The organism is Humidesulfovibrio sp., from assembly GCF_030689645.1.
Taxonomy (GTDB): domain Bacteria; phylum Desulfobacterota; class Desulfovibrionia; order Desulfovibrionales; family Desulfovibrionaceae; genus Humidesulfovibrio.
The window spans coordinates 45,801-66,305 of the sequence record NZ_JAUYFU010000005.1 but is presented as its reverse complement, the minus strand read 5'-3'; the positions used below and the strand labels follow the sequence as shown (position 1 = coordinate 66,305).

The following is a 20,505-nucleotide window of genomic DNA, read 5'->3' as shown; positions in this document are numbered from 1 at the left end:
CGCTCATGCCGTGCAGGCCAAGCACTTTGATGCGCGCCAGGTCTTCCTGGCTCTTGGCTGTGACCATGCCGCCTTCGCCGGTGATGATGTTCTTGGTGACGTAGAAGCTGAAGCAGCCGAAGTCGCCAATGGTTCCCGCGTGGCGCCCGTGGTACAGGGTCTCGATGGCGTGGGCGCAGTCCTCGATGACGGCGAGCTTGTGCTCAGCCGCGATGGCGAGCAGGGCGTCCATGTCGCAGGGGCGCCCTGCGAAGTGCACGGGCAGGATGGCGCGGGTGCGGGGCGTTATCTTCTCGCGCACCTTTTCGGGGTCGATGTTCAGGGTGACCGGATCGATGTCGGCCAGAACCGGGGTGCCGCCCGCGTGCAGGATGGCGTTCACAGTGGCGCAGAAGGTCAGGGGCGTGGTGATGACTTCGTCGCCGGGCTTGAGGTTGAGCGCGACCATGGCCAGGTGCAGGGCCGCAGTGCAGGAGTGCAGGGCCACGGCAGCGGGCACGCCCTTATAGGCGGCGAAGTCGCGTTCGAATCGGGCCGTGCGCGGCCCGGTGCCGATCCAGCGGCTCTTCAGGCAGGCCACCACCTCGTCGATCTCCGCCTGCTCCAGGGCCGGGGAGCCGAAGACGAGGAAATTCTCCTTGGTGCGGACAGGGGGACGCTCGGACATTGTGTTTCCTTGTTGGTGTCTTGGGCCGTGTGGCTCGTCTCGTAACCGGCTTCCGGGGTACCAGAAGCAGGCCGGATGTTCAATCGCCGGGGCGCGCGCTTTCGTGCTCCGGGCCGGAGCCGAGAAATTCGCCCATGGTGGCCTGGCCCTCGCTGCTGATGCCCCGGCGGCTTAGTACAGCCCCGATGGTGAGCGCCAGGATGCGCAGGTCAAGCCGCAAGCTCTGGTTGTCCACATACCACACGTCGAGCTTGAAGCGCTCCTCCCAGGTGATGGCGTTGCGGCCATTGACCTGCGCCCAGCCGGTGAGGCCGGGCAGGGCCTCGTGTCGGCGCGCCTGCTCCGGCGTGTAGCGCGGCAGGTACTGCATGAGCAAGGGCCGCGGGCCAACCAGGCTCATGTCACCCATAAGCACGTTGAGTAGCTCGGGCAATTCGTCGAGGGAGGTGCTGCGCAGGAAGCGGCCAAAGGGCGTCAGGCGCTCGGCGTCCGTGCCCGCGCCGTTTAGCATGGTGCGGAACTTCAGGATTGTGAAGGGCTTGCCGTTAAGGCCGGGGCGCTTTTGGCGGAACAGCACGCCAGGGCCCAGGGCCAGGCGCACGCACAGGGCGATGAGAAGCATGACAGGAGCAAGGAGCGCCAGGCCCGGCAGCACGAGGGCCAGGTCCAGCAGCCGTTTTGTCGTCACCGGAGTTCCCCGGCGCGGCCTGCGGTGGAATTCTCGGGCAGGGGCAGGATGGCGAGCATGTCGGCCACCACGCGCCGCACATCGAAGCGTTCCTCGGCCAGCCGACGCGAGGCCATGCCCTGCTGGGCTATGAGCTCCGGCTCCAGCACGTAGCGCTCCATGGCGCGCATGAGGGCGCCGGGTTCGAAGGGCGGCACCAGAAAGCCGGTGACGCCGTCCTCAACGGTCTGGCGGCAGCCGGGAACATCGGTTGTGACGACGGGCCGGGCCATGCTCATGGCCTCCAGGCTGGAGCGCGGCGCGCCCTCCCGGTAGCTGGGCAGCACGAAGACGCTTGTGGCGGCCAGGATGGGCCGCACGTCGTCCACGGCGTCGAGGATCTCAACCACGCGGTCCTCGCGCCAGCGGCGCAGCATGTCGGCGGGCACCGCATCAGGCACGTTGTCCGTTGGGCCTACGAGCCTGCACACCACATGCGGGTGGCGTCGTTTGAGCATGCGGCAGGCCTCCACGAATACGCCGACACCTTTGGCCCACAAGAGCCGGGCCACGCAGGTGAACACCGGCGCGCCGGTGTCCGGGTGGGCGAGCACCGGCGGGGCGGGAGCGAAATGGTCAAGGTCAACGCCGCTGCCGCCTACCACGGCCACGCGGGTGGCCGGGGAGAGGATGTCCAGGCGCTTGAACAGGTCGCGGTCGTCCGGGTTCTGGAAGATGACGGCGCGGTTGGTCTCAAGGGCCTTGGAGTACAGGCGCACCACCAGCTCCGTGAGGCACCGGCGCGAAATTGTTTGCGGGTGGCCTTGCAGGGCGTCTGCGCCATCGGGCAGACCGCCGAAGCCGTAGCCCAGGCCGGTGATGAGCGAGGCAGCAAGGGGCGTCTTGGCCCAGCGGGCGGCAAGGTTGGCGTAGATCACGGGCTTGATGGTGTAGGGCAGCACCAGGTCCGGCTTGAGGGTCAGAAACAGGTTGCGCAGGGATCTGAGGGTGTTCAGATCACGCAAGGGGTTCAGCCCGCCGCGATCCAGCGGGTAGCGCAGCAGTTCGACGCCGAGGGCGCGCAGGGCGGCCTCGGTCGGCGCGCCGCCGGGCTCCGGCGGGGCCAGCGCGGTGACGCTGTGGCCACGGGCCACCAGGGCGGAGAGCAGCGGACCACGGAAGTTCACCAGGGAAGGGGCGTGACCGGCGATGACAACGATGCGCATGGGAATCCCCTATCCCGAAATTCCGGCGCTTTCCAGCCAGGATTGGAACATGAGCACGGGCCACAGGCCGTACTGCCGGTTGAAACGTCCGGACTGGTGCTCGGCCCAGGCCTTGGCCACCGGGGCTGGTTCGAAGTAGCCCTCGCAGGCCAGGCGCTCCGGGTCCAGCAGAGCCTCGGCCCAGCCTTTCAGGGGGCCGCGCAGCCAGGCGTCCAGCGGTACGCCGAAGCCCATCTTGGGCCGTTCCCAGAGGGCGCGCGGCACGTATCGGGCGAGCAGCTCGCGCAGGGCCCACTTGCCCTGGCCGCCGCGCACGCGCATATTCGAAGGCAGGCTCCAAGCAAACTCCACCACGCGGTGGTCCAGGTAGGGCGCGCGCGATTCCAGCCCAACGCTCATGCTTGCCCGGTCCACCTTGGTCATGATGTCTTCGGGCAGGTACCAGGCCGTGTCCAGGAACTGCATCCAGGCCGTGCTGCCCTCGGCGCACAAAGATGGCGCGGGCCAGGCGCCTGGATGACGCAGCACCCAGGTTGGCTCGGAGGCTCCCGGCACCAGCAAGCCTGGATCGGTCCAGGCGGAGACCAGGGCCGAATAAAAGGCTGTGGCGACCCGCACGGGCAGGGCCTGGGCCAGCTTGTGCAGCTTCTCACCCGGTAGGCGCTGGCGCGCATTTTTGGGCAGCAGCGGATTCACCACCGCGAACAGGCGGTCCCAGGCCCGCGGGGAAAGGCTTTGCAGCGCGCCGGCGGCGGCGCCGCGCAGGCCAGGCGACACTCCGGCCATTTGCGCCCACAGGGCTGCGCCCTGCACATGGCGGTTGTACCCGGCAAAAACTTCGTCCCCGCCGTCGCCCGTCAGGCACACTGTGACCTGCGAGCGCGTAAGGCCTGCCACCAGCCGGGTGGGCAGCAGCGATGCGTCGGCAAAGGGTTCGCCGGACACCTGCGCCAGCCGCGTGGCCAGACCGAGAGCGTCCTGGGGGCGGAAGACCAGCGTGCTGTGCCGCGCGCCCAGGTGATGCGCCACGGCCTCGGCCTGCACGGATTCGTCGTAAGCCGCCCCGTCGCCGTCCGCATAGCCGATGGTGAAGGTGCGCACAGCCTCTGCACCCAGGCTTGTCGAAGCCTCGGCCATGAGCGCGGTGATGAGTGAGGAGTCTATGCCGCCGGAAAGGAGCGCGCCGACGGGCACATCGGCCAGCATTTGGTGGCGCACGCTCTTGCGCAGCAGGGACAACAGCCGCTCCAAGGCCTCGGCGTCCGTGCCGCCGAAGGGCATGGCCAGCCCGGCTTCAGCCGTGGACTTGAGGGACCAGAAGGGCTTGGGCGCGGGCAGGGCGCTGGAGGCGATGTCTGCTGCGCTTATGGTCAGCAGGTGCCCTGCCGGCAGCTTGCGCACCCCGGCGAGGATGGAGTGGGGCGCGGGCACGCAGGAAAGGCGCAGGTAAAGGGCAAGGACGTTGCGGTCCACGCCGGGGCAGAAGTCCGGCGCTGCGGTGAGCCCCGGCAGTTCTGAGGCAAAGAGGAGGCGCCCGCGGGAGCAGGCGTAGGTCAGGGGTTTCTCGCCCAAGCGGTCGCGGCCCAGGGTCAGGGTCTTGTCGCGACGGTCCCACAGGGCCAGGGCGAACATGCCCGTGGAGCGCCCTAGGGCTTCCTCCGGTCCCCACAGGGCCAGGGCCTCCAGCAAAACCTCGGTGTCGCTGTGGCCGCGCCAGGCGATCGCCGGGCGGCCGGAATAGGACCGCGCCGCCTCGATCTGGGTGCGCAGGTCCGCGTGGTTGTAAATTTCCCCGTTGAAGCTCAGGGCGTAGCGGCCGCAATGGCTGACCATGGGCTGGTGGCCGGCTTCGGACAGCTCCAGCACGGCCAGACGGCGGTGCCCCAGGGCTATGCCGCCGTTTGAATCAGCCCAGACCCCATGGCCGTCCGGGCCGCGATGGTCCTGAACGTGGGCCATGCGTCCGGCGATGGCCGCCAGCTCCTGTGGGGGCAGCGCCCCAGTGGAATCGAAAATACCCGCAATGCCGCACATGCCACACTTGTTAGCAGGTAGCGCGGAGGCTGGCAATGCCAATGACTTGCAGAGCCTTGGGGCGCTTTACAATCGGGGGTCTCGGACGTAGACAGGGGCACCAAAATTTTCGCTCGCCTTCCTTCGGCGCTGCACCCGGAAGCCGGGTCTGAAGGGCGCGGGCCAACCCCGGAGGTCCACCACTGATGGTCACTGCTTGGCTTTTGTACATCGGCACCGGAGCCTTTGCCGGAGTCCTGGCCGGACTGCTCGGCGTGGGCGGAGGGCTCGTCATAGTGCCCATGCTCAATTTCGTGTTCCACGTCATCGATCTGCCTGGTAATTACATCCAGCACTTAGCCCTCGGCACCTCGCTGGCCAGCATCATGTTCACGAGCATCTCTTCCCTGCGCGCCCACCACCAGCGCGGCGCTGTGGTCTGGCCCATCGTCAAAGCCATCACGCCGGGCATTCTCATCGGAACCTTTCTGGGCTCCAAGGTCGCGGCGCACCTGTCCACTCAATTCCTATCCGGTTTCTTCGTGGTGTTCCTCTACTACGTTGCGGCCCAGATGCTTCTGAACATCAAGCCCAAGGCATCGCGCCAGGTGCCGGGAACCGGGGGCATGTTCGCTGCGGGAAGTCTCATCGGTGGCGTGTCGAGCCTGGTGGGCATTGGCGGCGGGACACTTTCCGTGCCGTTCATGACCTGGTGCAACGTGGCGCTGCACACCTGCATCGGCACCAGCGCGGCCATCGGATTTCCCATCGCCATTGCCGGAACAGCCGGATACGTCATCAACGGGCTTTCCGCACCCCTGCCCGGCCTGGACGCAGGCTACCTCGGCTTCATCTACCTGCCCGCGCTTCTTGGCGTGGCCGTCACCAGCGTCATAACGGCTCCTTTGGGCGCAAAGCTCGCGCACAGCCTGCCTGTTGGCAAACTCAAGAAGATCTTCGCCTTTCTGCTGCTCATCATGGGCACAAAGATGCTCTGGCCGTTGATCGCGCCGTACTTTACATAACTCTTCGGGGGCGTCGCCCCTGCATTTCGTCGGGGGATATCATTCCTCCCACCACAAGCCCGAGGGCCGTGCCGAACAACATTCGATGCGGCCCTTTCGCGTGCCTTTGAAGGTGGGGCAAGCTCTTCCGCAAAGGCTGCCACGCCAGCCTCCCTGGCCCGCCCAAAGCGAAGGGCTCCTTCCGGCGTCTTTGCCGGAAGGAGCCCTTCGCGTCATGGGGAGTCCAGAGGGCGCATGCCCTCTGGCGGGGGTTGCAGGGGGCAGCGCCCCCTGATTGCTTTGCTCTCCGAGCCATAAAAAAGGGGACAGCCTTGGCCGCCCCCTTTCGCATTGTATGGATGCGCGTCGGCGCTAGTTGAGCAGGTCCTGGCGGACGATCTCCACCTTGGTGGTGGCGCGCAGGTTTTTAAGCAGAGCCTCGAAGACCTCCTGGCGGAAGGCGGCAGCGCCCTGTCCTATCCACAGGCGCTTCTCCTTATCCCAGTCTGCCTCGGGCGCGGCGATGCGCTCGTTGATGCGGGCAAGAACCACGGCCTCAGGCAGTTCGTAGGGCTGCTTCAGCCATGCCTTGTCGGGCGCGGAGAATATATCCTGCAACATCTGCGGGTTGCCGCCAACCTGACTGATGGCGGTTTGGCGATCAAGAGGCGCGCTGGTCTTGAACTCGGCCTTGTACTGTGCCAAGGCCTTGGCCTGGGTTTCGGCGTTGCCGAGCTGGGCCAGCACTTCCTTGGCCTTTTCCAGGGCCTGCTTGCGGCCTTCCTCGCGCTTCACTTCGGCCACGACCTTGTCCTTGACCTTGTCGAGGGGCAGCAACGCTTCGGGAGCGCCTTCGATCTTTTCAGCCAGCAGGTAGCCGCGGGCAGGGTCCATGGAGAGCGGGGTCTTGGCTCCGGCGCCGTTGGCCAGGGCGAACAGGGTCTCGGCGGCTTCCTTCTTGAGGCCAAAGATGGACTGCAGGGCCTGCATATCGAGCATTTCGCTCTTCTGGGTGGAGAGGCCAAGGCCTTGGGCTATCTTGGCCAGCTTCACTCCGGCGGCGATCTGGTCCATGCTCTGGTCCAGGATTTCGTTGATTTTTTCGCTGGCGCGCTCTTCGGCCATGCGCTTCTTGATCTCGCCCGCAGCCTCTTCGAAGGGCACCTTCCCGGCGGGGCGGGTGGCCTCCAGCTTGATGAGGTGCCAGCCGAACTGGGTGCGCACGGGGTCGCTGATCTGGCCGGGCTTGAGGGCCTTGGCTGCGTCCTCAAAGGGCTTGTCCATGGCGCCCTCGCTGAACCAGGGCAGCTCTCCGCCCTTGGCGGCGCTGCCGGGATCCTGGGAATTGTTCTTGGCCAGGGCCTCGAAGCTTGCGCCCTTCTTGAGTTGGGTCTGAATGGCCTTGATCTGCGCCAGGGATTTCTCGGCGGCTTCCTGCGGAGCGTTGGCGGGCACAAGAATCAGAATGTGCCGGGCGCGCATTTGTGCCGGGTGTTTGAAGGCCTCGGCGCCGGCTTCGTACTGTTTCTTCACGTCCTCGTCGCTGATCTTCTGCGCAGCGGCGAGATCGGCCACGGTGATGGGCAGGTATTCCAGCCGGATGCGAGCTGGCTCCTTGAAACGGTCCTTGGCTGCATCGTAGTAGGCCTGAAGCTGGGCTTCGGTGGGCTTCACCTGGTCGGCGAAGGTCTTCACCGGGAAAGTCATGGTGTCGATGCGCACGGTTTCGCGCGCCCACTGGAACAGACCCTTGGCTTCAGGCTCGGTGACCATGGAGGCCACGGCTGAAAAACCTTGCAGCTTCTGGATCAACTGGCTGCTCTTGAGGTCTTCCTCGAAGCGCTTGGGGGTGGAGTGGGTCTGGGCCAGGGCGTTCTTGTAGATGGCCGGGTCAAAGGCGCCCGTGGCTCCCTGGAAGGCCGGGATGCTGCTGATGACGGCGCGCAGTTCGGCTGGCGAAACTGTCACGCCCATTTTGCGGGCTGCTCCAAGAAGCAGCTTGGTGTTCACCAGTTGCGACAGGACGGCCTGCTTGAATTGCGGGGTGTTCAAATCCTCGGCGCTGGCACTGGGATTCTGGCGGCGCATACCAGTCACGGCGTCTTCGTAGGCCTTCTGGAACTCCCGTGCGGAGATGGCTTCATCCCCGACATAGGCGACCACGGGCTCCTTGCGGTCCGTGAAGCTGCCCGTGCCAAAGGAAAAGATGAAAACCAGGATGATGATGCCAAAGGCGATCTTGATTCCCAAGCTGCCGGCGTTTTGGCGTAACCTTTCGAGCATTATGTCTCCGATGCTTTGCGGACTGTTTGCTTGCGTCTGACGCGGATTTTTCCGCAACCTTCAGGCTTAGGAAAGGCGAACGGTGTTGAGAAGTCCGCCCGATTGGATAATCTCCAGTTCCTTGGCCGTCAAATCATTTGTCACGGCAATCTTGGCACCGCCCTCCACGAGAAGGTCGATGGGTTTGCCCGGCTTGATGTCGCTGGCGGGGATGGTGAGCCTGGCGCCCTGGGCCAAGGTTTCGTAGTCGTCCTTGTTCACAAGCAAAAGCGGCAGGATGCCGAAGTTCACGAGGTTGGCGCGGTGGATGCGCGCCAGGGACTTGACGATGACGGCGCGCACGCCCAGGTGTCGCGGAGCAAGGGCCGCGTGCTCGCGGCTGGAGCCCTGGCCGTAGTTCTCTCCGCCCAGGATGAATCCGCCGCCAAGGGCGCGGATGCGGCTCACGAACTCAGGGTCCACCTTGGTGAACACGTGCTCGCTGATGGCCGGGATGTTGGAGCGCAGCGCCATGATGGCCGCGCCCGCAGGCATGATGTGGTCGGTGGTGATGTTGTCGCCCACCTTGAGGGCGATGGCTCCTTCAATCTTGCCGTTAAACCCGGTGAAGCGCTCCAGGGCCACGATGTTGGGGCCGCGCAGGATTTCGACGTCCGCGCCGTCGGTCGGAGGGAACACGAAGATCTGCCGGATGGAGGGCACGCGCTTGGGCAGCTCGGCCTTCTTGGGCGGCGTGCCCCAGGTGGCGGGGTCGGTGAACTTGCCGTTCAGGGCGGCCTGGGCCGCGGTCTGCGGGCTCACCAAGTACACCTGGGCGTCCTGGGTGCCGCTGCGGCCCTCGAAATTGCGGTTGAAGGTGCGGGCGCACACGCCCTTGGAGACTGGCGATCCGCCGATGCCGATGCAGGGGCCGCAGGCGCATTCAAGAATGCGCGCCCCGGCGTCCAGCAGCGGATCCAGCAATCCCTCGGCGGTGAGAAGCTTGAGCACCTGCTTGGAGCCTGGGGCGATCAAGAGGTCCGTGGCCGGATTGATGCGCTTGCCTTTGAGGATCTCGGCGGTGGCCTTGAGGTCGGTGTAAGAGGAGTTGGTGCAGGAGCCGATGGCGGCCTGGTCCACCTGCATTCCGTCCAGGTCCTTGATGCGCACCATGCGGTCGGGCATGTGCGGGGCGGCGGCCAGGGGCTCCAGGGAGCTCAGGTCGATCTCCACTTCTTCGTCGTAGGCGGCTTTGGGGTCGGCTGCCATGGCCACGAAGTCTTCTGGGCGTCCCATGCGCGACAGGAACTTTTTGGTCTGGCCGTCGCTGGGGAAGATGCTGGCGGTGGCGCCCAGCTCCGCGCCCATGTTGGTGATGGTGGCGCGCTCGGGCACGGTGAGGGTGGCCACGCCCGGACCGGTGAACTCCATGACCTTGCCAACGCCGCCCTTGACGGTGAGCAGGCCCAGCAGGTGCAGGATCACGTCTTTGGCGCTGGCCCAGCCGGTGAGCGCTCCGGTGAGGTTCACGCGGACCACCTTGGGCATGGGCAGCATGTAAGCCTCGCCCGCCATGGCCAGCGCCACGGACAAGCCGCCCGCGCCGATGGCCAGGGAGCCCACGCCGCCAGCGGTCGGCGTGTGGGAGTCTGAGCCGATGAGGGTCTTGCCGGGCTTGGCGAAGTTCTCCAGGTGCAGCTGGTGGCAGATGCCGGTGCCTGCGGGCGAGAACACGATGCCGTACTTTCCAGCGATGGTGCGCAGGTAGCGGTGGTCATCGGGGTTGCGGAAGCCGGTCTGGAGCGTGTTGTGGTCCACGTAGCTCACGGAGAGTTCTGTGCGCACGCGCGGGATGCCGATGGCCTCGAACTGGAGGTAGGCCATGGTGCCTGTGGCGTCCTGCGTCAGAGTCTGGTCGATGCGCAGGCCGATCTCGTTGCCCGGATTCATTTTGCCGGTCACAAGATGCTGGGCGATGATCTTCTGGGTGAGGTTCCGTGCTTTGGCCATCTTCAGGATGCTCCTTTGCTTCCAGGGGGGATTTCTTGAAACGGGGCTAGAACGCGAGGCCGCCGGTGTCTGGTCCGGCATTCTCGTCGTAGCCCAGACGGATTCGGTTGATTCTCTTGCGCCGGAACTCCATCTCAACCTCCAGGCGCAGCTTGTCGCGCTGGAGGCGGAAGATCTCCGCAGCATGAAACACCCCGGCTGCGGGATCTTCCGCAGCCAGGAGTTCGCGGCAGCGCTTCACGCAGGCGTCGCGCTCCGCTGTAAAACCGGCCATCTCCGCCTCGCAGCGGATAATGGCCTCAGCCGGAGACTCGGACTCTGCGGTTTTTGGGCTTGGTGTCATGCTTTTCTGGCTCCTTGGGCGCCGGGGCGGGATCGCGCGCAATGGGCAACGAGTTGAACAGGGCCCAGAATCTGGGCCACAGGGCGGCCAGGCCGCCGGGGTTGTCCAGGGCTATGCCCGGACGGATGAAGGAGATGAGCGCCAGACCCATGGTGGCCCAGGCGTCAGGCGAGGTCCACACGCCTTCCCAGGCCATCTGCGGTCCGCTGGTGACGACCAGGGTGTCGTCGCCGGGCTCGTCGGAGGAGTCGAAGCTCGCTCCCAGGCGGTCAAGAATGTCCATGGACCACACGCGGGACGCCGGGTCGCCGGGCAGGGCCACTGTTGCGCCGCCAGCGCGCAGGGCCAGGGCCAGCGCCAGGGGCAGGTACTTGGCGTCACGGCTCATGCCGAGGGTTTGCCCGGCGTTCAGGGGGGCGTGGCGGCAGATGGCCGCGCCGCCGTCAAAGGCCGGAGCAAGGCCCAGGGCCTTGAAGTCCGCAAGCACCTGGGCGGGCAGGGTCAGCTCGCCCGAGAGCCTGGCGAAGCCGCCGGCCATGGCGGGCAGCGCCAGCACATAGGCCGAGAGGGCCGGGTCCAGGGGCAGCGCCGGCGCCTTGGGCAGCTTGGGCTTGCCAGCAGGGATGATGTATTCGTTGCCCTTGCGCTTGGCTTTGATTTCGCAAAGGTTCAGCACGCTCACCGCGTCATCCAGGGCGGCGGCCTGTGCGGCAGCCGCGCGCGGATCGGCGGAGAGCGCCAGACGCAGGCCCTCGGGGTAGGTCCAGGCGGAGATGGCAACGGCCTGGGCGAACAGCGGCGGGCTGTCGGGCGTAAGCTCGATGCGCGAGGCCATGCGTCCGCCGGACTCAAGGCGCGCAGGCAGGCCCCGGGTGCGCGGGTTCATGGGCGCAAGGCGCGCGCCCAGTTGCGGCAGAAGCAGGTCCAGGGGCCGCAGGTCCAGGGACTTGAGGCCTGCGCCGCCGGCGAATTTGCTTCGGCCCGCATCGCGCAGGGCCATGGCCAGCAGTACATAAAGGGTAAAGGGCTCCTCTCCTGCGAAGATGAGGATGTCCTCAAAGACCAGGGGAAACTCGTCCGAGGGCTTTTCCAGCGGGCTTCCGTCCAGGCCGTCTTCAGACCAGGAGAGATGCGCCCCGGCCTGATTCAGGGCCTTCACCAGCTCAATGAGCGGGTCGGAGAGCACCACGCCGCTGAGGCGCACGCTTTGGCCCGTGGCCGCAGCCAGCACGGCCAGAAGGCGCGTGTGGGCGCGGGAGCGCGGACCGGTGATGTCCAGGTCGGCGGCCTCGGAGCGCGGAATGAGGGTGAATGGTTTGTCCGCCGCGCGGCGCTGGGGCTGTGCCTCCAGGCCGAAGCTGCCAAGCAGCGCGAACATCTGGCGCGTCATGCGCGGGTCCAGGTTCTGCTGGCGGCTCATCTGGTCGAAGGCGCTCCAGAGCTGCTTCTCCAGCTCCCTGTCCAGGACCTGGCGGCCCTTGGCGGCGCGCTGCACCAGCTTGATCCTGCGGGCCACCTGGGCCAGCAGACGAGCGTCAATATCCAGCAAGTCCTCGAGGATGGTTGTCCTGGGACGCGGGCCTTTGTCGAAGATGATTGGGCGGTCAGTCATGGATTCTCTTTTTCAATGTGGTGTAAAAAAGGGACTCATAGCCCGAAATCCCGCCACGGGCAAGTGCAGGCGAGGGCAAGAAAACGCGTGGGTTGGCCCCTCCAAAGCGCGAACGATGTTCGGCCTATGTTTGTTTGTGGCGCATTAAGCCTTGCTGGGGCTCGAAAAAGCCGTGCGCATGCAAATTTTGTAAATCTTGGCCCTTGATTTTAATTGCCCTGAGTCTGTATAGTGCGCGCCACTTATGGCAACACTTGAACTCTCCGAAATCAGTGTCCGCTTTGGCGGGCTGCAGGCTTTGACTGATGTGTCCTTCCGCGTACGGGACGGGGATATCGTCGGCTTGATTGGCCCCAATGGCGCAGGCAAGACCACGGTTTTTAACGTCATTACCGGCGTATACCAAACAAGCGCAGGCCAGGTGAGCTACGATGGCGCCCCGCTGCGGGCTTTGCGCCCGCATAAGATTCTGGCCCTCGGCGTGGCGCGCACCTTTCAGAACATTCGCCTGTTTCAAAACATGACGGCGCTGGAAAACGTCATGGTGGCCCAACACTGTCGCACGCGCGCTGGTGTGCTTGGTGCCATTCTGCGCTCCCCGGCCCAGAAGCGGGAGGAAGCCCACATACGCCAGAAGTCCATGGAAGCCTTGGAATTCATGGGTCTTGGCGGCTTCGCTGGAGAGGTCGCATCAAACATGGCGTACGGACTTCAGCGCAGGCTGGAGATCGCCCGCGCCCTGGCCAGCGAGCCAAAGACAATTCTGCTCGACGAACCCGCAGCGGGGCTGAACCCCGCCGAGAGCCGCGAGCTGATGCACACCATTGGTCGCATCAGCGATCTGGGCATCAATATCCTTATGGTGGAGCACGATATGAAGGTGGTGATGGGGATTTGCCGCCATATTGTCGTACTGGATCACGGTGTGATGATCGCCGAGGGCAAGCCTGAAGAGATTCAGCGCGACCCCAGGGTGATCGAGGCGTATCTGGGCAATGAACATCAATAAAGGGGGAAAGAAGAGATGAAACGCGCGTTGTATCTGCTGTCTATGCTGCTTCTCGTTTCGCTCGTGGCCTTCGGCTGCGGTGGGGAGAAGAAGGAAGAGAAGAAGGGCGAGGCCCCCAAGGCCGCCGCAGGCATCAAGATTGGTAGCCTTGGCCCCCTGACCGGCCCCTACGCCGCCGACGGCAACGACATCAAAAACGGCGTTCTCGCCGCCATCGAGGTCATGAACCCCGAGATGGGCGCCCTTGGCCCCGTGACGCTCCAGGCTGAAGACGACGCCTGCGATCCTCGCCAGGCCGTGGCCGCAGCCAACAAGCTCATCAACGAGAAGGTCACCGCGGTCATTGGCGCATACTGCTCCAGCGCCACCATCCCGGCCTCCGAGCCCCTCATCGCCTCCAAGATTTTCATGATCACCCCGGCCTCCACCAGCGAAAAGGTCACTGAGCGCGGCATGCCTTTCATGTACCGCACCTGTGGCCGCGACGACGACCAGAGCAAGGCCGCCATTTCGTTCATGACCGACCATCTGAAGGCCAAGACCGTCTACATCATCGACGACAAGACCACCTACTCCCAGGGCCTGGCCGACAACGTCGCCAAGCTCGCCGCCGCTGGTGGCCTCAAGGTGCTGGGCCACGAGCACGTGAACCAGGGCGACAAGGACTACTCCGCCGTTCTTACCAAGGTGAAGGCCGCCAAGCCGGACGTCTTCTACGTCAGCTTGCAGAACTCCGCCTCCGCCGCCCCCATGCTCATCCAGATCGCCCGCATGGGCATCAAGACCAAGATCCTCGCCCAGGACGCCGTGTACCATCCGCAGCTGATGGAACTGGCCAAGAAGGACGCCGAGGGCGTGTTCCTGACCTTCGGCTACACCGACAAGGAGACCCCGTCCTACAAGAAGTTTGCTGATGCTTACAAGAAGCTCGGCGAGCCCGGCGCTTATTCCGCATACTCCTACGACTCCACCGTCGCCTACCTGAAGGCTGTGAAGGCCGCTGGCTCCACCGACCCCGACAAGGTTAAGGCCGAACTGGCCAAGCTCGAGTTCGACGGCGCCTCCAAGAAGATCAAGTACAAGGAGAACGGCGATTCCGGCTCCAACTACGTGATCCAGGTCGTCAAGGACGGCAAGTTCACGAACTACTGGAATCCCGAGAACGGCCAGCTGTTCGCGAAGTAGACCCCTCTTATCCCAATCGAGTGAACTCATGGCGGAGGCCCTTCGGGGCCTCCGCTTGTAAAAGGCGCAAACAAAAGTGGAATTTCTTCTCCAGCAACTCGTGAACGGCATCACACTCGGCGGGGTGTACGCCCTGGTGGCCCTGGGCTACACCATGGTCTACGGCATCATTCAGCTCATCAATTTCGCCCACGGCGAGATTTACGCCGCAGGCGGCTACATGGGCGTCATCCTAATCAGCTGGCTGTTCGCCCAGGGCTACCCCCCGGCGATCTGCCTGGGCGCGGCGTTGCTGCTGGCCATGGGCTACTGCGCCCTTTTGGCCATGGCGGTTGAGAAGGTCGCCTACAAGCCCCTGCGCCATTCTTCAAGACTGTCCGTGCTGCTCTCCGCGCTCGGCATGTCCATCTTTCTGCAGAACGGGCTCATGCTCACCCAGGGCGTGTACGACCGCGCCTACCCCGGCGAAATGGTCCAGGGCGGGTTCGAGGTCGCCGGCGCCGTAGTGTCCTACATGCAGGTCATCATCGTGTCCGTCACCATCGTGCTGCTGCTGGCCCTGAACCTGCTGGTCTTCAAGACGCGCATCGGCAAGGCCATGCGCGCCACGGCCCAGGACAAGACCATGAGCGCGCTGGTGGGCATCAACTCCAGCCGCATCATCAGCCTCACCTTCGCCATCGGCGCGGCCCTGGCCTGCGCGGCGGGCATCATGGTGGGTCTGTATTACGGCTCAGTGCGCTACGACATGGGTTTCGTGCCTGGGATCAAGGCCTTCTCGGCTGCGGTGCTCGGCGGCATCGGAAACATCACCGGCGCCATGATCGGCGGACTTCTCATCGGCATGATCGAGGTCTTCGCCGCCGGCTATATTTCAAGCGAATACAAAGACGTGTTCGCCTTCATCATCCTCATCGCTGTGTTGTATTTCATGCCCACCGGCATCATGGGAGAGAACGTTGACGATACGCGCGTCTAAACTCTGGCTTGGCTATGGCGTGGCCATGGCCTGGTTTTTCGTGCTGCTTTGGCCGCTCTTGGGCATCAAGGCCGAAGGGCTTGAATTTGCCGAAAGCATAAGCATCTGGCTCAAGGTGGCCGTGGCCGCAGCCATTCTGCTGGGCCTTCATCAACTGAAGCAGGGCGGTTTGTTCCGTTTCCTGGAAAAGCCGACCCAGGCCGCCTCTGCGGCTGCGGATGCCTTGGCCGCCCGCGTGCCCAGGTGGCTTGCCCTGTGCGCTGTGGCCGCATGCGCGCTGGCGTTCCCAATGCTCACGGAGCGCTATGCCCACGACGTGGCCATCAGCGTCCTTGTGTACATCATCCTTGGCCTGGGGCTGAACGTCGTCGTCGGTTTGGCGGGACTGCTCGACCTTGGCTACATCGCCTTTTTTGGCGTGGGAGCATACACCTACGCCCTGCTTTCCGTGCACTTCGAACTGTCCTTCTGGCTCTGCCTGCCCATCGCCGCCTGTTTTTCGGCCATCGCCGGATGCATCATCGGCTATCCGACCCTGCGCATGCGCGGCGACTATCTGGCCATCGTGACGCTAGGCTTCGGCGAAATCGTGCGCATCGTCATCAACAACTGGATGAGCCTGACCAACGGCCCCAACGGCGTGCTGGGCATCAAGTCCCCGGGCGCCTACTGGTTCAAGGACGGCAGCTTCGAGCACATCTGGCTCAACAGCCTGGAGCAGCTCTACTATATCATTCTCGGCCTGGCGATGCTCACCATCGTCGCCGTGTACCGCCTGAACTACTCGCGCATCGGACGCGCCTTCGAGGCCGTGCGCGAGGACCAGACGGCAGCCGAGCTCATGGGCGTGAACACCCTGCGCCTGAAGCTCCTGGCCTACGCCATGGGCGCGGTTTTCGGCGGCATTGCAGGCACGTTCTTCGCCGCGCGCATGAAGTTCGTCAGCCCTGAGTCCTTCACCTTCATCGAGTCGGCCATGGTGCTGGCCATGGTTGTGCTTGGCGGCATGGGCTCCATTCCCGGCGTCATACTGGGTTCGCTTGCGCTCATCGCCCTTCCAGAGGTTTTCCGCGGCTTCGAAATGTACCGCATGTTCGTGTTCGGCGGGGTCATGGCCGTCATGATGATCTTCCGTCCCAAGGGCCTGTGGCCCGCCAAGCGCATGGGCGCCCGCAGCGAGGAGAGAGACTAGATCATGACCGAGCAGACCCCCATCCTTGAACTCAAGAACGTCACCTCCGCCTATGGCCGCATCAAGGCCATCAAGGGCATTTCGCTCAAGGTCTATCCCGGCGAAGTGGTAAGCATCATCGGCGCCAACGGCGCGGGCAAGAGCACCACACTCATGAGCATCAGCGGGGTGATAAAGCCCACCAGCGGCGAGGTCTGGTACGCGGGCGACCGCATCGACGGCCTGGCCCCTGACCTGCTGCCTTCCCGCGGCCTGTGCCAGGTGCCCGAAGGCCGCCGCATCTTCCCCCGCCTGACGGTGGAGGAGAATCTGGACATGGGCGCGTTCTTCCGCAAGGACACTGACGCCATCAACCACGACAAAAATCGCGTGTTCCAAATGTTCCCCATCCTGCTGGAGCGCCGCAAGCAGCACGGCGGCACCCTTTCCGGCGGCGAGCAGCAGATGCTGGCCATGGGCCGTGCGCTCATGGGCCGCCCGAAGCTGCTGCTGCTGGACGAGCCCTCCCTGGGCCTTGCGCCGCTCATCGTTCAGCAGATCTTCCGCATCATCCGCGAGATCAATGAGGTCGACGGCGTTACGGTGGTGCTGGTGGAGCAGAACGCCAACCTGGCCCTCAAAAGCTCCAGCCGGGGCTACGTGCTGGAGACCGGCAATGTGGTCATGGAGGACGACGCCCAGGCGCTTCTCGTCAATCCGGCCATCCGCGCGGCCTACCTCGGCGAGTAGGATACGAACAAATTGGGAACAGGTTGGGAACAGCCTGCGAACAGTTTGCGAACAGAGTTCTCCACAGTTTGTTCAAAGAAATGCCCCTGGCGCGAGAAGTGTCCGGGGCTTTTTCGCGGCCGCCACCGCAGCCTTGACCCGCGCTCGTGCCTGGCCTAGCGTGGCCCCATGACACTGCGCACCAACGGCCTGGAGATCCTGGGCACCATTGACCCCGACGCCGCGCCGAAAATGAAGCTGCCCCTGTGGCTGGCCGGGGTGCAGGCGGGTTTTCCGTCGCCTGCCGACGACTTCATCGACAAGCGTCTGGACCTGAACGAGCACCTCATCAGCCATCCGGCGGCCACGTTCTTCGTGCGCGCCGTGGGCGACTCCATGCTGGGCGCGGGCATCCACGACGGCGACCTGCTCATCGTGGACCGGGCCATCGAGCCCTGCGCGGGCAAGGTGGTCATGGCGGCCATCGGGGGGGAACTTACGGTTAAGCGCCTTGAGCGCAAGGGCGAGCGCCTGTTTCTGGCTCCGGCCAACCCCGACTATCCCAGCTTCGACGTCACCAGTCGCGAGGACTTCGAAATCTGGGGCGTGGTGACCCACGTCATCCACAAGGTTTAGCCCGTGCCGCTTTACGCCCTGGTGGACTGCAACAACTTCTACGCCTCCTGTGAACGGCTGTTCCGGCCCGGTCTTAAGGGGAAGCCCGTTGTGGTGCTGTCGAACAACGACGGCTGCGTCATTGCGCGCTCCAACGAGGCCAAGGCGCTCGGCATTCCCATGGGCGCGCCCGCCTTCCAGTGGGAGCACGTGTTCCGCAAGCAGGGCGTGGCCGTGTTCTCAAGCAATTATGCCCTCTATGGAGATCTCTCGGCCCGCGTCATGACTGTGCTGGAGGATCTGGCCCCCCGCGTAGAAGTCTATTCCATCGACGAAGCCTTTCTGGACCTCTCCGGCGTTGCCGATGCGCCTGGCCTGTGCCGGAAGATCCGCGCGCGCGTGGGGCAATACACCGGCATTCCGGTGTCCATCGGCTTGGCGCGCACCAAGACCTTGGCAAAGCTGGCGTCCCGTTGCGCCAAGAAGGACCCCGCCCTGGGCGGCGTGTTCGACCTCGCAGGCTGCCCGGACCCGGAGGCCATCCTCGCCGCCGCCGAGGTGGGCGACGTGTGGGGCATCGGCCCGCGGCACGCCAAGCGTCTGCTATCCCGCGGGGTGCGCACGGCCCTTGATTTCTCTCGTCTGCCTGCGGATTGGGTGCGCAAGGAGATGACCGTGGTGGGCCTGCAGACCCAGATGGAGCTCAAGGGCATTTCGTGCCTGCCAGTGTCCAGCGCCCCGGCCCCGCGCCGCTCCGTGCTCTGCTCGCGCTCTTTCGGTCAGCTGGTGGAGGACAAGGAGCACCTGCGCGAGGCCGTGTGCGCCTTTGCCGTGCGCGCGGCGGAGAAGCTGCGCGATGCTGGCCTGGAGGCCCAGGCCGTGCAGGTCTTCACCCTCACGCCGCGCCATCGCGAGGAACTGCCCCAACACCAGGGCCAAGCCACAGTGACCTTGCCGGGGCCAACGAACTTTACACCTGATATCGTGGCCGCCACCCTGCGCGGCCTGGATGAGGCCTTCCGCCAAGGCTTCGCCTATCAGAAGGCTGGGGTGCTGCTCCTTGGGCTTACGCCAGCCTCGGCCCGGCAGCGGTCGCTGCTCGACCTGCCGCCGGAGGAGCGCCAGCGCCAGCGCGCGCTCATGGCCGTTGTCGACGCCGTGAACCGCCGCCATGGCCGGGGCGCGCTGCGGCTGGCCATCTCGTCTGCTCCAGACAGGCCTTGGCACATGCGTCAGCACCGGCGCTCCCCGCGCTACACAACAAGTTGGGACGAACTGCCACGCATCGGGCAAGTGAAAGGGTAGGCAAGAGAGAGTGGGGGCATTCTTTGGGAGACTGCAACCGCATCCCCTTGTGGGGACAACCTCAAGAGTGGAGTGGGCCGAAGAAAGCCGGCAGGTCACTCACACCTGTCAATCCAATGGATCACGTCATCAACCGGCATGTGGCTGTTCGCCAGCCACTTCTGCTTCTTGCAAGGTAGCATAAAGAACAACGGAGATTGCATGCGCGGGGGATCTCGATTCTCAGTTCAGAGGGATTGATGGATAAACATCATTATATTTCATGCCTCGCAAGAAAACGAAATGAGCTACCAAAAGCAAGTTTTCAAGGGTAGGTTGCCGATCACGCGAAGAGCACCAACATAAGCATTTGTTCGGCCTACAGACAATTTTCGTTTTACAGCAAGACGTGTTCTTGATAGTAAGAATTATCCTGTAAATCGTTTGATTCGTCTAACATAACAACGAAAGTCCTCTTAATGGAGCATACAATGCAAGGATTCAACGAGCAGCAGAAAGTGTGGGCGAAGATTGTTGCCAAGGCCTGGGCGGACGAAGACTACAAGCAGCGTTTGCTTGCTGATGCGGCAGCTGTGCTGAAAGCTGAGGGTGTGGACGTGCCGGAAGGCGTGGCATTCAAGTGCCTGGAAGCCACAGAAACACAGGCGTGGCTCGTGCTGCCGCTCATGCCGACAGACGTCGGGGGCGTAAGCGAGGGAGAAGAGCGTCTGGCGGCGGGGGGCGGAAATTTTCTTTAGGTATTTGTGCGGGCGGGGCCTAGAGGCATGCTTGCTTCGATTCTACGCAGCCCTGTCCCCGGCAACTGAAGACTGTCGGGATTGACTTGGCCGGAAGCCTTGCCTCGACTTGGATCATAGACAGCTTCTTCGGCTTAGGCCCTGGCGCTTGCGCCAGCACCGGCGCTCCCCGCGCTACACCACAGTCTGGGACGAGCTGCCACGCATCGGGCAAGTCAAAGGGTAGGCAGGAGAAGGACGGGCGTTGCCCTCTGTCCATAGGCAAGTGCTGCGGATTGAAGTCGGGAGCGGCTGAACCGATTTTTTGGGCGGGCAGATCAAACGCATGCCTGACCGGTGCAGCCAGCTCCCAGCCGGAACCGAGGATCTTCTGCCTTTTTAGCGTGCTGGGATATTCGAGAACAAGCATTTTGGGTCATATGACATGTCCTTTCGGCCAGTCATATGCCGCTGAGCCGTGGAGCGTGTCCCGCAGGTCATGCTTTATTCTTTGATGCTTTGCAGGTTCTCCAACGGCAGCCATCCCTCGCCGTTGCCGGAGAGATGCCGACACCAAACCCATCCGTTGAGCGTTTTCACGCCTGTCAGCATTTCCCCCGCGTCCACATCAAGTTCAAAGGCGGTATAGTCTTCTACGGCCAGTCCCGTCGCGCCATCAAGGCGTTCAAAAAGCTGCTCAGGAACCCATCCGCCTTCCTGGCCGGGGGTGGTGCAAAAATACCAATCCGCCCAGTCTTCGGAGCCTTCGTATTTTTCTCCGATGGTGAGCAATGCTCCTTTTTTGAAGTTGATAGGGTTGGGAAACTCATTCTTATGAGCTTTTACAACAAGATATTTCATGCGTTTACCATTGTCGGTGTGGGTTGATGGATGATTGTTCCTGAAGATCATACGAACTGTGTGGTTCGCAATTAAAGTGAGCATAATTTGCCATGAGGCTGGTCCCTTCGCAACTACAGACTTGCCTGGTT

General features: G+C 63.9%; 19 protein-coding genes. 10 read left to right on the top strand and 9 right to left on the bottom strand.

Features of this window, described 5'->3' with window-relative positions:
• The 4 genes from Q8O35_RS00815 to asnB form a co-directional block, all read right to left on the bottom strand.
• Positions 1 to 667 (bottom strand): DegT/DnrJ/EryC1/StrS aminotransferase family protein (locus Q8O35_RS00815; protein ID WP_305569259.1); only part of this gene is annotated, 667 nt, incomplete at its 3' end.
• A 79-nt stretch (positions 668 to 746) separates the two neighbouring features.
• Positions 747 to 1,355: a sugar transferase gene (locus Q8O35_RS00810; RefSeq protein WP_305569257.1), complete on the bottom strand. Its 609-nt coding sequence runs from the start codon at positions 1,353 to 1,355 to the stop codon at positions 747 to 749.
• Positions 1,352 to 2,560, bottom strand: coding sequence for a glycosyltransferase family 4 protein (locus Q8O35_RS00805; RefSeq protein WP_305569255.1), 1,209 nt, complete (start codon positions 2,558 to 2,560; stop codon positions 1,352 to 1,354). Before Q8O35_RS00805 ends, Q8O35_RS00810 begins: the two co-directional genes overlap by 4 nt.
• A 9-nt stretch (positions 2,561 to 2,569) precedes the next feature.
• Positions 2,570 to 4,594, bottom strand: a complete 2,025-nt coding sequence (gene asnB, locus Q8O35_RS00800; protein WP_305569253.1) for an asparagine synthase (glutamine-hydrolyzing) — start codon at positions 4,592 to 4,594, stop codon at positions 2,570 to 2,572.
• A 185-nt stretch (positions 4,595 to 4,779) separates the two neighbouring features.
• On the opposite strand from asnB, the gene Q8O35_RS00795 reads away from it, so the two are divergent.
• Positions 4,780 to 5,598, top strand: coding sequence for a sulfite exporter TauE/SafE family protein (locus Q8O35_RS00795; protein WP_305569251.1), 819 nt, complete (start codon positions 4,780 to 4,782; stop codon positions 5,596 to 5,598).
• 351 nt (positions 5,599 to 5,949) lie between these two features.
• Here Q8O35_RS00795 and Q8O35_RS00790 read toward each other — a convergent pair whose 3' ends face one another.
• From Q8O35_RS00790 to Q8O35_RS00775, 4 genes are all read right to left on the bottom strand, one after another.
• Positions 5,950 to 7,860 carry a SurA N-terminal domain-containing protein gene (locus tag Q8O35_RS00790; RefSeq protein ID WP_305569249.1) on the bottom strand — a complete coding sequence of 637 codons (1,911 nt, stop codon included), beginning with the start codon at positions 7,858 to 7,860 and terminating at the stop codon, positions 5,950 to 5,952.
• A 66-nt stretch (positions 7,861 to 7,926) separates the two neighbouring features.
• The gene (locus Q8O35_RS00785) at positions 7,927 to 9,849 is read right to left on the bottom strand and encodes an aconitate hydratase (RefSeq protein ID WP_305569247.1); all 1,923 of its coding nucleotides are present in this window, start codon (positions 9,847 to 9,849) and stop codon (positions 7,927 to 7,929) included.
• 46 nt (positions 9,850 to 9,895) lie between these two features.
• The gene (locus Q8O35_RS00780) at positions 9,896 to 10,192 is read right to left on the bottom strand and encodes a hypothetical protein (protein WP_305569245.1); all 297 of its coding nucleotides are present in this window, start codon (positions 10,190 to 10,192) and stop codon (positions 9,896 to 9,898) included.
• A complete protein-coding gene (locus Q8O35_RS00775) occupies positions 10,149 to 11,804 on the bottom strand; it encodes a hypothetical protein (protein ID WP_305569243.1) in 1,656 nt (551 codons plus the stop codon). Before Q8O35_RS00775 ends, Q8O35_RS00780 begins: the two co-directional genes overlap by 44 nt.
• A gap of 244 nt (positions 11,805 to 12,048) precedes the next feature.
• Between Q8O35_RS00775 and Q8O35_RS00770 the strand changes: the two genes are divergently transcribed.
• The 9 genes from Q8O35_RS00770 to Q8O35_RS14800 all read left to right on the top strand — a co-directional run bounded on the left by Q8O35_RS00770 (position 12,049) and on the right by Q8O35_RS14800 (position 19,760).
• A complete protein-coding gene (locus Q8O35_RS00770; RefSeq protein ID WP_305569241.1) occupies positions 12,049 to 12,813 on the top strand; it encodes an ABC transporter ATP-binding protein in 765 nt (254 codons plus the stop codon).
• Between the two features lie 15 nt (positions 12,814 to 12,828).
• A complete protein-coding gene (locus Q8O35_RS00765) occupies positions 12,829 to 13,998 on the top strand; it encodes a branched-chain amino acid ABC transporter substrate-binding protein (protein WP_305569239.1) in 1,170 nt (389 codons plus the stop codon).
• 76 nt (positions 13,999 to 14,074) lie between these two features.
• On the top strand, positions 14,075 to 14,977 hold the full coding sequence (locus Q8O35_RS00760; RefSeq protein ID WP_305569237.1) for a branched-chain amino acid ABC transporter permease: 903 nt from the start codon (positions 14,075 to 14,077) through the stop codon (positions 14,975 to 14,977).
• Positions 14,958 to 16,169: a branched-chain amino acid ABC transporter permease gene (locus Q8O35_RS00755; RefSeq protein ID WP_371133069.1), complete on the top strand. Its 1,212-nt coding sequence runs from the start codon at positions 14,958 to 14,960 to the stop codon at positions 16,167 to 16,169. Before Q8O35_RS00760 ends, Q8O35_RS00755 begins: the two co-directional genes overlap by 20 nt.
• A 3-nt stretch (positions 16,170 to 16,172) precedes the next feature.
• Entirely contained in the window at positions 16,173 to 16,898 is a 726-nt protein-coding gene (locus tag Q8O35_RS00750; RefSeq protein WP_305569236.1) for an ABC transporter ATP-binding protein, read from the top strand.
• Between the two features lie 168 nt (positions 16,899 to 17,066).
• Positions 17,067 to 17,513: a LexA family transcriptional regulator gene (locus Q8O35_RS00745; RefSeq protein ID WP_305569234.1), complete on the top strand. Its 447-nt coding sequence runs from the start codon at positions 17,067 to 17,069 to the stop codon at positions 17,511 to 17,513.
• Between the two features lie 3 nt (positions 17,514 to 17,516).
• Positions 17,517 to 18,797, top strand: coding sequence for a Y-family DNA polymerase (locus tag Q8O35_RS00740; protein WP_305569232.1), 1,281 nt, complete (start codon positions 17,517 to 17,519; stop codon positions 18,795 to 18,797).
• 470 nt (positions 18,798 to 19,267) lie between these two features.
• Entirely contained in the window at positions 19,268 to 19,534 is a 267-nt protein-coding gene (locus Q8O35_RS00735) for an NHLP leader peptide family RiPP precursor (protein ID WP_305569230.1), read from the top strand.
• A gap of 109 nt (positions 19,535 to 19,643) precedes the next feature.
• A complete protein-coding gene (locus Q8O35_RS14800; RefSeq protein ID WP_371133068.1) occupies positions 19,644 to 19,760 on the top strand; it encodes a DUF4113 domain-containing protein in 117 nt (38 codons plus the stop codon).
• Between the two features lie 257 nt (positions 19,761 to 20,017).
• Here the strand turns inward: Q8O35_RS14800 and Q8O35_RS00730 are convergent, their stop codons facing one another.
• Entirely contained in the window at positions 20,018 to 20,425 is a 408-nt protein-coding gene (locus Q8O35_RS00730; protein WP_305569228.1) for an SH3 domain-containing protein, read from the bottom strand.
• Positions 20,426 to 20,505 lie beyond the last annotated feature (80 nt).

Excerpts from the sequence above, each read along its gene's own strand:
- Q8O35_RS00790 (WP_305569249.1), bottom strand. The coding sequence starts at position 7,860 with ATGCTCGAAAGGTTACGCCAAAACGCCGGCAGCTTGGGAATCAAGATC.
- Q8O35_RS00745 (WP_305569234.1), top strand. The coding sequence starts at position 17,067 with ATGACACTGCGCACCAACGGCCTGGAGATCCTGGGCACCATTGACCCC.
- Q8O35_RS00805 (WP_305569255.1), bottom strand. The coding sequence starts at position 2,560 with ATGCGCATCGTTGTCATCGCCGGTCACGCCCCTTCCCTGGTGAACTTC.
- Q8O35_RS00780 (WP_305569245.1), bottom strand. The coding sequence starts at position 10,192 with ATGACACCAAGCCCAAAAACCGCAGAGTCCGAGTCTCCGGCTGAGGCC.
- Q8O35_RS00785 (WP_305569247.1), bottom strand. The coding sequence starts at position 9,849 with ATGGCCAAAGCACGGAACCTCACCCAGAAGATCATCGCCCAGCATCTT.
- Q8O35_RS00765 (WP_305569239.1), top strand. The coding sequence starts at position 12,829 with ATGAAACGCGCGTTGTATCTGCTGTCTATGCTGCTTCTCGTTTCGCTC.
- Q8O35_RS00795 (WP_305569251.1), top strand. The coding sequence starts at position 4,780 with ATGGTCACTGCTTGGCTTTTGTACATCGGCACCGGAGCCTTTGCCGGA.
- Q8O35_RS00730 (WP_305569228.1), bottom strand. The coding sequence starts at position 20,425 with ATGATCTTCAGGAACAATCATCCATCAACCCACACCGACAATGGTAAA.
- Q8O35_RS00750 (WP_305569236.1), top strand. The coding sequence starts at position 16,173 with ATGACCGAGCAGACCCCCATCCTTGAACTCAAGAACGTCACCTCCGCC.
- Q8O35_RS00735 (WP_305569230.1), top strand. The coding sequence starts at position 19,268 with ATGCAAGGATTCAACGAGCAGCAGAAAGTGTGGGCGAAGATTGTTGCC.
- Q8O35_RS00775 (WP_305569243.1), bottom strand. The coding sequence starts at position 11,804 with ATGACTGACCGCCCAATCATCTTCGACAAAGGCCCGCGTCCCAGGACA.
- asnB (WP_305569253.1), bottom strand. The coding sequence starts at position 4,594 with ATGTGCGGCATTGCGGGTATTTTCGATTCCACTGGGGCGCTGCCCCCA.
- Q8O35_RS00770 (WP_305569241.1), top strand. The coding sequence starts at position 12,049 with ATGGCAACACTTGAACTCTCCGAAATCAGTGTCCGCTTTGGCGGGCTG.